At 41.3% G+C, this 12,818-nt stretch carries 11 protein-coding genes; 5 read left to right on the top strand and 6 right to left on the bottom strand.

The genetic code is table 11. From position 1 onward, the window contains the following. The first annotated feature begins 45 nt into the window (after nt 1–45). A complete protein-coding gene (locus AC0L6H_RS14965; protein ID WP_473389919.1) occupies nt 46–495 on the top strand; it encodes a hypothetical protein in 450 nt (149 codons plus the stop codon). A 45-nt stretch (nt 496–540) separates the two neighbouring features. Here the strand turns inward: AC0L6H_RS14965 and AC0L6H_RS14960 are convergent, their stop codons facing one another. Next, complete coding sequence (locus tag AC0L6H_RS14960) at nt 541–1,299, bottom strand: enoyl-CoA hydratase-related protein (RefSeq protein WP_473389918.1); 759 nt, start codon at nt 1,297–1,299, stop codon at nt 541–543. Nucleotides 1,300–1,425: 126 nt separating this feature from the next. On the opposite strand from AC0L6H_RS14960, the gene rrtA reads away from it, so the two are divergent. Beyond that, the gene (rrtA, locus tag AC0L6H_RS14955) at nt 1,426–2,049 is read left to right on the top strand and encodes a rhombosortase (protein ID WP_473389917.1); all 624 of its coding nucleotides are present in this window, start codon (nt 1,426–1,428) and stop codon (nt 2,047–2,049) included. Nucleotides 2,050–2,122: 73 nt separating this feature from the next. On the opposite strand, the gene AC0L6H_RS14950 is transcribed toward rrtA, so the two are convergent. Next, nucleotides 2,123–4,621 carry a S9 family peptidase gene (locus AC0L6H_RS14950; protein ID WP_473389916.1) on the bottom strand — a complete coding sequence of 833 codons (2,499 nt, stop codon included), beginning with the start codon at nt 4,619–4,621 and terminating at the stop codon, nt 2,123–2,125. 273 nt (nt 4,622–4,894) lie between these two features. Between AC0L6H_RS14950 and AC0L6H_RS14945 the strand changes: the two genes are divergently transcribed. Next, nucleotides 4,895–5,443 (top strand): glutathione peroxidase, encoded by a 549-nt coding sequence (locus AC0L6H_RS14945; protein ID WP_473389915.1) that lies wholly within the window; start codon nt 4,895–4,897, stop codon nt 5,441–5,443. A gap of 47 nt (nt 5,444–5,490) precedes the next feature. On the opposite strand, the gene AC0L6H_RS14940 is transcribed toward AC0L6H_RS14945, so the two are convergent. Continuing rightward, nucleotides 5,491–6,744, bottom strand: a complete 1,254-nt coding sequence (locus AC0L6H_RS14940) for a cystathionine gamma-synthase family protein (protein ID WP_473389914.1) — start codon at nt 6,742–6,744, stop codon at nt 5,491–5,493. 188 nt (nt 6,745–6,932) lie between these two features. Between AC0L6H_RS14940 and AC0L6H_RS14935 the strand changes: the two genes are divergently transcribed. Together AC0L6H_RS14935 and AC0L6H_RS14930 are read left to right on the top strand one after the other, a co-directional pair. Continuing rightward, nucleotides 6,933–7,703, top strand: a complete 771-nt coding sequence (locus tag AC0L6H_RS14935; RefSeq protein WP_473389913.1) for an NRDE family protein — start codon at nt 6,933–6,935, stop codon at nt 7,701–7,703. Between the two features lie 112 nt (nt 7,704–7,815). Continuing rightward, the gene (locus tag AC0L6H_RS14930; protein ID WP_473389912.1) at nt 7,816–9,009 is read left to right on the top strand and encodes an amino acid aminotransferase; all 1,194 of its coding nucleotides are present in this window, start codon (nt 7,816–7,818) and stop codon (nt 9,007–9,009) included. 110 nt (nt 9,010–9,119) lie between these two features. On the opposite strand, the gene AC0L6H_RS14925 is transcribed toward AC0L6H_RS14930, so the two are convergent. From AC0L6H_RS14925 to AC0L6H_RS14915, 3 genes are read right to left on the bottom strand one after another with little or no spacing between them, the layout of a single operon-like run. After that, entirely contained in the window at nt 9,120–9,881 is a 762-nt protein-coding gene (locus AC0L6H_RS14925; protein ID WP_473389910.1) for an SDR family oxidoreductase, read from the bottom strand. Nucleotides 9,882–9,887: 6 nt separating this feature from the next. Continuing rightward, complete coding sequence (locus tag AC0L6H_RS14920) at nt 9,888–10,889, bottom strand: NADP-dependent oxidoreductase (RefSeq protein WP_473389909.1); 1,002 nt, start codon at nt 10,887–10,889, stop codon at nt 9,888–9,890. A gap of 10 nt (nt 10,890–10,899) precedes the next feature. Then, nucleotides 10,900–12,705: an acyl-CoA dehydrogenase gene (locus AC0L6H_RS14915; protein WP_473389908.1), complete on the bottom strand. Its 1,806-nt coding sequence runs from the start codon at nt 12,703–12,705 to the stop codon at nt 10,900–10,902. Nucleotides 12,706–12,818 lie beyond the last annotated feature (113 nt).

The following is a 12,818-nucleotide window of genomic DNA, read 5'->3' as shown; positions in this document are numbered from 1 at the left end:
GTGCTACCGATAGTAAAGTGTTGTAACAAAAATTTTAGGAACTTTATGAAACGTTTAGCTGGCTTGTTATTAGTGGTATTTTTTTTAGCAGCGTGTGGCTCAGACAAAGAAGTCGTGAAAGCTGGTAAATATGGCATGATGGGAAGTGATACTCCGCAATATACGGCGGTGCTTTTTATGCGCGCAATTTACAATGAATCTACCTTAGACAAAGCGATAAATTTAAGTACTAAGCGCTACGGACGTATTCTAAAAGGCTATCATACAAATAAAAGTGTGCAGCGCCAGGTATTTAGTCTGCGCCTAGATAGTATGGTCACCGAGCCAGTATCAGGCGGCTCACTGCTGTTTAGTGAACGCTTAGAAAAAGCGGAAATTGAAATGAAAATCACCGGCGAATACAATGGCGATAAGATATTTGAGCTCAAAACCTTGTCGATGGTAAAAGAAAGCGGTGAATGGAAAGTAAAAGGCGTATCAAATACAGTTCCTTAACTGCCTAACTTCAATATGCCCTTTTTCGCTCGAAGCAGTGAAGCATTAGTTGAATTTACTATAGTTTATTGCTCGTTTTTCTAAGAAGGCTGTGAAGGCCTCATTTGCAGCTTCGCTTTGCATCGCTTCGATAAATATTTTTAATTCTTTATCTATATGCGCAGATACTGCGTTTTGGTTGTGTTTGAGTAATGCTTTGGTCTGTTGCAATGCCGTTGATGGCTTTAATGCTAAAGCATGAGCAAGGTCATTAACTGCCGCTTCTAAATCTACACTATGGATTGATGTTACAAATCCACATTCTTTTGCATCTTGCGCACTGAAGGCGTTGCCAAGCATTAATAGTTCGGCGGCTTTTAAATGTCCCGCAACCCGCGGCAAAATATAACTAGAGGCATATTCGGGTACCAAGCCTAAATTAATAAAAGGCATAGCAAAGCGAGTATTTTCGTGACATAAAACAAAATCACAATGCAGTAATAAAGTAGAGCCTATACCTATTGCTAGCCCTTCTACTTGTGCAACCACTGGCAATGGACACTTCATTAACGCAAGCATAAAACGGTAGCTTTCATTAACTCTTGAACCATCATGTTTAACCGCCGTTAAAAATTCGCTAAGGTCATTACCAGCAGTAAAACACCCTTTAGCACCTTTAATAACAATGACTTTTACGTTTGCTAACGGTGCATTTTCGATGGCAACGGCCATATCATTATACATTTTGGGTACTAAGGCATTTTTCTTTTCTACTCGGTCTATCACAATTGTGAGTATATTGTTTTCAAGTATTTCATGTATCATTGGCGTGTCTCATAAAGTGGTGAAAGTCGTTTGACGCTGTTTGCACTTTTGTTCAGTGTACTCAAGCATTGTCCGATTTAAAAGACTAACTAATACTTACAATTCTATCTAATAGGTAATAAGCGATTGCCCAACGCAAACAATAAACCAGCACTAAACACGACGTTGAGCTATGCAGCAATGTGCTTACTAAGCACTGGACTGTATATTTGGTATGGGTTTCTAAGTGATACTAGCGTTGTTGATTCACCACTGTCATTCCATCGTGCTCAAGCACTCAGCGGTAGTTGGTGGCAATGGCTAAGCGCGCACTTTATGCATAATAATTTTGTTCACTACCTGTTTAATATGCTTGGCTTAGGTCTACTTTACTTATTGCATAGCGAATACTTTAGCGCTCGTTCATTTTTACTTGTGTTTGCAAGCATTGCGCTTGGAACATCGGCCTTTCTAATTTTGTTTTCTCCTAGTTTACAGTGGTATGTGGGTATGTCTGGAGTTTTGCATGGCATTTTCGCTTGGGGTGTTGTGATTGATGTCTATTACCAACGTAAAACTGGCTATTTACTGGCACTTGGCTTACTAATTAAACTAATTGATGAACAATTTTTTGCCACTTCAAACTTTATGGCTGACTTAATTGAAGTTGGCGTTGCGGTTGATGCCCACTTATATGGCGCGATACTGGGGCTTAGTATCGGCATTATTAGCGCATTTCGATTACATCTATTCAAAACTAATAAAATCTAACTTTCATTGCGCTTAAAACAAAAACAGCAACCAATATGGTTGCTGTTTTTCTTGTTAAAGCTAAACCTTGTTCTCACAAATGCGTTTCGAATAACTTGTGAATGCGCCGGTATTCATCCAACCAAGAACTCGGTTGCACAAAGCCGTGCGGCTCAACTGGATAAATTGCGGTTTCAAAATCCTCTTTCTCTAGCTCAATCAAACGCTGAACCAAACGCACAACATCGACAAAAAAGACGTTGTCGTCAACCATTGGGGCATTCATCAACAAGGGCTTATTCAACCCTTCTGCAAAATAGATTGGCGAGCTTCTTTCATAGGCGATGGGATCCACGTCAGGCGTATTTAGAATATTTGAAGTATAGGGCAAATTATAGTGCGCCCAATCAGAAACAGGGCGTAAAGCAGCGCCCGCTTGAAACAAATCAGGCTCTGTGAATAAGGCCATAAAGGTCAAAAAGCCACCGTAGGAGCCACCATAAGTACCAATTCTATTTTCATCAACATTAAGGTTTTCAACCAACCAATTAACGCCGTCTTTTAAGTCTTGGACTTCAGGCGTTCCCATGTTTCGATAAATAGCAGTACGCCAATCGCGTCCATAACCCGCTGACGCTCTGTAGTCCATGTCGAGTACCACATAGCCTTGGGATACCAATAAGCTATGAAACATAAACTCTCTGAAATAGCCTGACCACCCCAAATGAGCGTTTTGTAAATAACCAGCGCCATGGTTAAAAACGACCGCTTTGCGTTTCACTCCTTGCTCGTCACCTTTTGGCGTGTAAACGCGTGAGTAAATAGGTTGATCAGTATGGCTAGACTCAATGGGAACGATTGCCGGTACTACCCAATCAATTGATAAAAACGCTTCACTTACTGTGTTCGTTACGCGTGTAGGCTCGCTATCGGGATCCGTAGCTTTTACATAAAGTTCTGGTGGCATTGCCAAACTTGAATGCGTTAGCAATAGTCTGTCTTCTTTCGGACTCAATACAAAGTCAGTCATCCCATTTAGCTTTGTTAATGCTTCAGGTTCACCGCCAGTAGCACTAATTCGGTAGATTTCATAAATCCCAGGATGTTTTTGGTTTGCTTTATAATAAAAGTACTTATCGTCTTGACTTAATATGACATCATCAACAAGGTATCGGCCCTGCGTCAGCGCTTTTAAATCACCATCAAGTGCTTTGGTATACAGATGAGAGTAACCGCTTTGTTCGCTTAGTAAATAAAGTGTAAGACTTTTATCAAACCAACCAAACTGATTAAAACGATAATTTATCCATGCGTTGTCATGCATTCTGTGCTGAGTTGTAAACATTGGTTTTTGTACATCTACACTCACAATCCAGCGGTCCTTGTTATCCCATGCCTCAAGCATTAGCGCAACATGACTACTGCTGTCATGCCACTTAACCGGCATCTCAGTTGCATACCAATCGAATAACAAGCCAATATCTCGTGGAAGGCGATTGTTTATGTAGCTTTCGCCGCGTGCCTGTGCATTTTCTCGCTTAACCTCGGCAAGTACATCTTCGTTGTAACCCGGTAGTGCTTTATACGACAACTCTTTTTGGGTGTTTTTTTCAAGGTCTAAAAAGAAAATCGAATGTGACTGTGATTTGGCATCAGCAACACGTTGACGAACCGACTGCGCCTTAATACGGCCATTTTCTTCTATATAGTCTGGCATAATATCGCCTTCATCGCGTGACGGTGTATTTTCACGGGTGACCACGATCGCATATTTGCCATTTGGTGACATGCTTGCTAATACATTAGTGTGGCCTTTGTCAAAATAAAATACCTTCGACATTAGGCTAGTATTTTCTTGCTTTAAGCGTTTTTTATCATTGTGTCTGTCGATGCGATTTTGTCGTTCTACCTGCACATATCTGATGAGTTTTTGTTGTTCTTTTGCAATATAGTCTAGCGGTGCTTCAACAGCGCTTTCTTCGTCAGCAAATTTCCATTCAAATATTTGCGCACTTAAGCCTGTATTGACATCTACACTGTAAAAGCCGTTGCCTTTTTGAAACGATACACTAGCGTTATTCAAATAACGAAGATTGCGCGCGCTGTCACTATCTTTTGTTAACTGTTTTACTTCAGTGCTGCCGCGTTGTTGCGCAAATATATTTCCTTCAAATATCCAAGCAGTAAAATCATGATCGTGGTCATTTATGATTTCATCATATTGAAGCTCATGTAAGGATTTGACGGCTACTAAGCTGCCATTTTCCTCGCCTGGATTTGTCTTATATAAGTCGCGAACGACCGACCCTTCGCGCTTACGATAGTAAAGCAGGCTATCACCAGTTGGCGAAAAATAAGCGGATTGTGGTTGTCGCCCTATCCAATCTGGATCAGACATTATTTGTTCCATACTTAGTTCAACAGCTTGTGTTGACGAACTTACTTGTTTTTTATCTTGATATACCGTCTGCGTAACGTATGGTGCAACTTGCTGAGTTTGAGAGCTATCTGGTGCTGTAGTGCCTGTCGCGCTGCACGCTAAAACAGCACTGGCACACAAAAAGATACTTGTGTATTGAAATTTCTTTATCATATTCTCTGTCTTTATTATGTTATGTGAATGAAAGAACAAATCAGTATTAATTCCACCTAGTATACTTTTAAAGATGTAAAGTGATGCTAAGGAAACTACTTAAGTCTATTATTCAGTAAATAGGGAATTTATTAAAGTAGAATCTATTTTAGAAGTATTATGGCAACGCAATTTTTTCTGATATGAATGTATAGCGACTAAACAGTGATCTAAAAAACCGAATTAACTGTTTTAAACAGCATCAGGCATTGCAGAACAACAATAGGAAACATCATGAAATTATTAGTCCTTGCAAGTTTATTACTTGCCTCAGCAGTCACTCAAGCTAGTGAATGCCCCGACGTACTTAAATACGTAAAGCGTAAACTGAATTCACAAGAAACTGTCAATATGTGTGAAGCTTATGCCGGCAAAGCCGTTTTATTTGTTAATACCGCGAGTAATTGCGGTTACACCCCGCAATTTGAGGCACTTGAAGAGTTGTATTCTACTTTCAAGGATGATGGTCTTATGGTGGTTGGTTTTCCATCAAATGATTTTAAACAAGAACACGCCGACGAGAGTAAAGTCGCTGAAGTGTGTAAACTAGAATATGGAATTAATTTCCCCATGTTTGAACTAACGTCGGTACGCGGGAAAGACGCTGACCCATTATTTGCCAAATTGGCGGAAGAAGCGGGTGGAAAGTCTCCTAAATGGAATTTTAACAAATACCTGATGAATAAAGATGGCTCGGTGATTACGCATTACGGCAGCAAAGTAGCACCTTTAGACAGTGACTTCTTGGCCGATGTCGCCACTGCACTTAATAAACCACAATAGCGATATTTGGGTTAAGCAAGATCTAAGGTGTTGCTTAACCCAATCATTTAGGCTTTAGCAAGAATCAATGCTTGGGCTATATCCTCAATCAAATCACGACTATCTTCTATACCTACAGACAACCTGATTAACGTATCAGAAATGCCCATTTCAGCCCGTTTTTGCGGACCATTTTCGTAAAATATAGTGCTCGCGACGGGCAAGGCTAAAGTGCGGGTGTCTCCCAAATGTGTAGCCCTAAGAATCAATTTGAGCTGATTTAAAAAGCCTCTTAAATTAATTGAAGGTGAAATTTCAAAACTTAAAATGCCGCCAAATCCGCAGTCCTCAGTAAATAACTGCGTCGCTAAATTATGCTGGGCATGATTTTTTAAACCTGGATAATTAACCTCTTGTATACTATCGTTTTTATCTAAAAACGCAGCTATTTTCAAAGCATTATCGCTAGTCTTTTGCATCCGCATTGCTAGTGTTTCAAGTCCAACAGAAACTAAATGGGCAGATTGCGGCGCGAGTGTCCCTCCCAAATCTCGAAGGCCCTTTTTCCTAATCTGTATCGTGCCCCACATAGCTGGGTCAGCACTTTTATAAAAGTCATCAATATTACTGTATTTTGTCCAATCAAAGTTTCCTAAGTCAACAAGAGCACCGCCCAAAACATTACCGTGCCCAGCAACATACTTTGTTAACGAGGTTGTGAGTAAATTAGCTTTAATTGAATTGGCATCAAGCATCACACAAGGAGACATCGTGTTGTCAACAATAAACAACAAATGGTGTGCTTGGCATAAATCACCGATTTTATACAAATCAGCTATTTGTGTGCCTGGATTAGCAATGGTCTCTGTAAACACAATTTTTGTCTTGGTGTTTATAGCTTTCTCAACGTTTGTAGCGTCACTTACATCAACATAAGTTACTTGGATGGCAAAGTGTTGAAGGTGATCAAAAAAGCTTCGCGTGTTTCCAAATAAATATTGGCTAACAACAATATGGTCACCTGCTCTTAATAACGAAAGCATCGTTGCACTTATCGCCGCCATGCCTGTTGCAAAGACCGTAGCGGCTATACCACCGTCGAGTTCCGCAAGTACGTTTTGTAACGCAACAGCAGAACTCGATGAACTGCGTGAATAAACGTGCCCCGCTTGCTTACCTTGGAATACGGCTTCTAAATCGGCCACATCTTCAAAATCAAAAAGCACTGAGTTATTACTGGCCTCGTGCACAGCACCAAATTGTGGCTCATTTAATTTACGGTCGGCATGAACCAATCTACTAGCTTGTCGTATTTTTTTCACGTGTGTAAGTCCTGGGCACCTAGTCTGCGAGTCGAAAAAGCCATTTTACTTTTTAAAATTCGCTTCTTTACATAATGCAGGGATATTAGCATACAAATCTGCTTTTTTTATTTGATGTTATGATAACAATTCACTATGGTATAGGCCGAAATGTTCGTAGCAGAAAATATTAAGCTGATTACCCCACGATGTGTATCCTATTTATAGCGGTTAAGCTGCACCCACGTTACCCTCTTATCATCGCGGCAAATCGCGATGAATTTCATGAACGCCCTACATCGCCGGCTGATTTTTGGTCTGATCATAAGAATATATTAGCAGGAAGAGACCTGCGTGCTGGCGGCACTTGGATGGGCATTAATAAACAAGGTGATATCGCAGCCTTAACCAATATAAGAGCGCCAGGGAAAGAGCGCGAAAATGCGCTTAGTCGCGGCGAATTAGTCACAAATTACTTGGCTAACTCAACGAGTCAAAGCAATTATTTGTCCACACTTCAAAAAAGTCATTTTGATTACAACGGTTACAATTTGCTATTTGGCAACCTTAGTCAGCTTCAGGTTTATAATAGTTTTGACAATACCGCGTTTGAGTTAGAAGAAGGTGTCTATGGTCTTTCAAATGCAAGCTTAGACAGCCCTTGGCCCAAATTGGATATGGGTAAAAGCGAGTTAGCAAGGTATTGCGAACAAGCAGACGATTTAAGCTATGAGCACCTATTTGAGCTTTTGGGAAATAATCTTCCCGCTAAAGATGAAGATTTACCTAACACTGGTATTCCTCTCGAATTAGAAAAAAAACTGTCATCTATTTTCATTACGAGTCCAGAATACGGAACGCGTTCTAGCACAGTTTTACTAATCGACCAGCGACAAGAAGTATATTGGGAAGAAAGAACGTTTTCTCCTCAAGGTAAACGCATCGGTGCGAAGGTCCACCAGTTCACAATTAAGGCCTAACCCAAAAAGATAATCTTTATTCACGTATACGCTATTTTTTCCTGTAAATCCGATTAAATATTGGCATAATGCGCATACTTATTTGTTAATGTCATTTTAAGGACTGCCCTTCGTGTTTGAAACTCTACCCGCGCTTTCTCCTGACCCTATTCTTGGCTTGTCAGCTGCTTTTAAACAAGACCCTAATCCACATAAAATTGATTTGGGTGTTGGTGTGTACAAAGACGAACTAGGCAATACGCCTATATTGGATTCTGTTGCCCAAGCGCAGCAGTTACTTTTAGCCAGTGAAACCTCTAAAGTGTATATTACTCCCCAAGGCAATCAGGGTTACATAAATGGCATGTTGAACCTGCTTCTAGGAGAAAATTCAAGTGTCTTGGCGAACAACAGAGTTGCTGCGGTTCAAGCCCCCGGTGGCTGTGGAGCATTAAGAATTTTAGCTGAACTACTGGTGAGAGTTGATAAAAACACCACTGTTTGGGTAAGCGATCCTACTTGGGCGAATCATATCCCGTTAATTGGTGACGCTGGCTTAAATATTAAAACCTATCCTTATTTTGACAAACAAAGCGCGAGTATTAAATTTGATGAAATGCTGGATTGTTTATCAGGCATTGGTGCTAACGATGTGGTTTTACTACATGGCTGTTGCCATAACCCTACCGGTGCTGATTTAAGCAAAGCACAATGGCAAGCAGTAGCAGCACTTGCGGCTAAAGTTGGTTTCTTACCCTTTGTAGATATTGCTTATCAGGGCTTTGGTGATGGCATAGAAGAAGACACATACGGTCTGAGATTACTTTGTGAGAGCGTTGACGAAGTGATTGTAGCAGCCTCATGCTCGAAAAACTTTGGCCTTTACAGAGAGCGAGTTGGCCTAGCTGCCATCGTGTGTAAAGATGAGAAGGTGAAAAACGTAGCACAGTCGCAAATCCAGTCTGTTGCGCGGGGTATATACTCTATGCCTCCCTCATATGGCGGCGCTTTGGTTGATATCATATTAAATAACCAAGTACTCTATAAAACATGGGTAAACGAAGTAGAAGCCATGAGAGTAAGAATGGCAACCTTGCGCGAAATGCTAGTGAGTAATCTTAAGCAGCAAAATATTGATAAAGATTTTAGCTTTATCAACACGCAAAAAGGAATGTTTTCTTACTTGTGTATTCCCCCTGAGCAAGTACAAACCTTGCGCAGCGAACACAGTATTTATTTTGTTGACTCAAGTAGGGTAAATATAGCAGGCATAAACCACAATAACGTTGAGCCTCTTGCTAAGGCCATTGCACTAACCTTGAAGTAACATAAGCGTTCAATACGCCACTATTTCAATAGAAGAATAATAAAAGCCAGCGAGTTGAAGATATTTCAATGCTGGCTTTTTTATTGTCAATTATTTTTTTAGGAGCTTGCCTAAGCCAACATACCGCCGTCAACAATGACGCTAGCACCAGTCGTATAACTTGATGCATCAGAGACTAAGTACAACACCGTTCCAGCCATTTCGTCAGGATGCGCAACACGGCCAAGCGGAATCACTTTAAGAGCCGTTTTTAATATACTGTCATTAGTGGTCAAGGCGGACGCAAACTTTGTGTCAGTAAGCCCCGGCAGTAAGGCGTTAACGCGAATATTCAGACTACCGCATTCTTTTGCAAATGATTGAGTCATACTGATAACGGCGGCTTTAGAAATAGAATAAATACCTTGCATATCACCGGGTCGTATACCATTGACAGACGCTGTATTTAAAATAACACCGCCACCCTGCTCTTTCATCATGTTTCCTGCGGCAACAGACATAAAGAAATACCCGCGAATATTGACATCAACAGTTTTACTGTAGGCAGCCAAATCAGTGTCAAGTATATGCCCAAAGTAAGGATTTGCCGCCGCGTTATTAACCAAAATATCTAAGCGACCAAAGGTTTCTTTGATATGAGCAAACGCGGCGTCTATTTGTGCCATTTCACCAACATGACAGGCAACTGCACTTGCTTTTCCGCCATCTGCGACGATGCTATCGGCAACAGCTTGACAGGCTTCAATCTTGCGACTCGATACAATAACATGAGCTCCTTTACTCGCCAATAAACGTGCTATCGATTCGCCAATGCCGCGACTCGCGCCAGTAACCAAGGCAATTTTGCCGCTTAAATCAAATAAATCTTTCATCAGTATTTACTCCCCTACCTTAATGACAAGTTTGCCGAAGTTTTCACCTTTAAATAACATCATTAAAGTGTCTGGAAAGCTCTCTATACCCTCAACCACATGATCTTTCACCTTCATTTCGCCGCTCTTTATCCAGCCACCAATGTCTTTCATGGCGATGGGATATTCTTTCACGTTATCAAATACAACAATGCCTTCCATGCGGGCACGATTGACGAGCAGGGATAAATAATTTGAAGGGCCCTTTACTGGTGTTGTGTTGTTATACTGGCTAATTGCTCCGCATATTACGATGCGTGCACGAAGATTAATTTGAGTGAGGACATCATCTAAAATATCACCGCCAACATTGTCAAAAAATACATCAACTCCATTTGGACAAGTTTGCCTAAGGGCTTTTTTCACGTTTTCGTTTTTGTAATCAATGGCAGCATCAAAACCAAGCTCATCAACCAAAAATTTGCATTTATCTTGCCCGCCTGCAATCCCCACGACACGGCACCCTTTTATTCGCGCAATTTGTCCAACCAAACTGCCAACTGCACCAGCAGCACCTGAAACCACAACGGTTTCACCCGCTTTTGGTTGGCCACTTTTGAGTAGTCCAAAATAACCGGTCATGCCAGGCATACCCAACACGCCCAAATAATAAGACAGGGGTGCTAAATTTGGGTCCACTTTGTACAAGCCTGTACCATCACTAACGCCATAAGTTTGCACGCCACTGTATCCACAAACGTAATCACCTTCACTGTAGTCGCTGTGCTTACTCTGCAACACACGCCCTATTGTGCCTGCACGCATAACGTCACCAATTTGAACCGGTTCTATATAAGACTTAGCGTCATTTAGCCAGCCGCGCATGGCTGGGTCTAGCGAAATATATTCTACTTTCACTAAAAGTTGCCCATCTTCTATAGTTGGGATTTCGGTCTCTGTAAACTCCCAAGTATCGTTATTGGGTTCTCCAAATGGACGGGCTTTTAATCGCCATTGTTTGTTCTTCATTTTTATCTCCTTAAAACCAAGTTGACTCTACGTTTGCACATACATCGTCGTTGTCTTTCAATATTTGTATGTCGCGCGAAATGATGGGCAATTCCCATGATATAAAATATTTAGCCGCCTGAATTTTACCTTTGTAAAAGTCTTGCTTTTGGCTATCATTTGTTTGTGCTAACAACTTTTCAGCTGCACTGGCCTGCCTAATCCATATCCAACTCACCACAATCGTTGAAAATATATTCATTAGGGCCTGCGCATTTGCGCTTAGGGTAATGGCTTTTTCGCTTTGCATTACTTTTCTCAAATGCAAAACTACATCATGGAGCTCTCCCAAATATGGACCTAGCTTTTTGGCCATAGCTGCGCTTTGCTCAGTGCTAATAGCCTGTAAGTCTTTTTCTAATTCGCGCTTAAGGATCGTTAGTCCATGTCCCTTATTTTGCCACAGCTTGCGACAAGTCAAATCTAGCGCCTGAATACCATTTGTGCCTTCATGAATAGGGTTTAAGCGGTTGTCACGCCAAAATTGTTCAGAGAAGTATTCGCGCGTATAGCCCGAACCACCAAGCACCTGAATGCCTAAATCGTTGGCCTTAGGACCAAACTCTGAAGGCCAGGCTTTTAACACGGGGGTAAGCAAATCAAGTAACTCTGTTAAAGATTGTTTTTCAAGCTCATCACTACAAGTGTTTATTCGGTCGATAAGATTAGAACCATACAAGCATAAACTCATACCACCTTCCGTGTAGGCTTTTTGTGCCAACAGCATGCGCTTTACGTCACCATGCATAATAATAGGCGCTGCTGGGTCTTCTGGTTTATTGTTTGGCGCAACTCTGCCTTGGGTTCGGTCTTTGGCATAATCAAGCGAATATTGGTAGCCTCTGTACCCTATCATTGCTGCACCAAAACCAACGCCAATTCTTGCTTCGTTCATCATCATAAACATATAGCGTAAACCAAAGTGCGGTTGGCCAATTAAATAGCCATGACAGTCATCATTTTCGCCAAAGCTAAGTGCAGTAGAGGTAGTTCCTCTGTATCCCAGTTTATGCAGTAAACCCGCTAGCTGAACATCGTTACGCGTACCCACTGACTGATCATCATTGAGTCGAAACTTGGGCACAACAAACAAAGAAATGCCCTTAACCCCTAATGGCCCGCCAGGAATTTTAGCCAAGACCAAATGCACGATATTGTCTGACAGTTCATGTTCACCACCCGATATATAAATTTTGCTTCCTTTGATGCGATAAGTGCCGTCATCTTGTAGCGTTGCTGTGGTATGAATATCTGCCAATGATGAGCCTGCATGAGGCTCGGTAAGTGCCATCGTCCCGGTAAAATCACCGCTTAACATGCGCGGCATAAATGCGGCTTTAAGTTCATCACTCGCAAAATGTGATATTACATTGATGGCAGCCGCGGTCAAAAATGGATAGGCGGTAGTGGATGGGTTTGCGGCCATAAAATAGCCAGAAACCGCCGTCATTACGGTTTCAGGAAGCTGCATACCACCATCTTCAAAGGCATATCTTCCAGCTATAAAACCGGACTCTCGAAACGCATCAAAGGCAATTTTTACATCGTCAATCATAGTGACTTTTTTGCCATCAAATTTAGGTTCATTTTGATCAGCAATATGGTTGTGAGGTAAAAACAAGTTAGTCGCCATTTTATTTGCAGTATCGATGACTGCATCAAAGGTCTCGCGGTTATGCTCGCTAAATCTTTCGTGTTCGCATAGTTTTTCGGTATTTAGCACATCGTATAACTGAAACGGTAATTCAAAATCGTGTATGAGGGTGTCTGCGGCCATAATTTGTCCCTTGTAAATGTAATCTAAACGTTTGTGATTTTACGCTCGCTGTACACATTAATTGCAAACGAATATATAAATACAACGCTATCGTGCTTGTTCACGACACTTGA

It is taken from the genome of Glaciecola sp. G7-5 (assembly GCF_055808975.1).
Note: the sequence above shows the minus strand (reverse complement) of the source record. Positions and strands in the feature narration are given on the sequence as shown.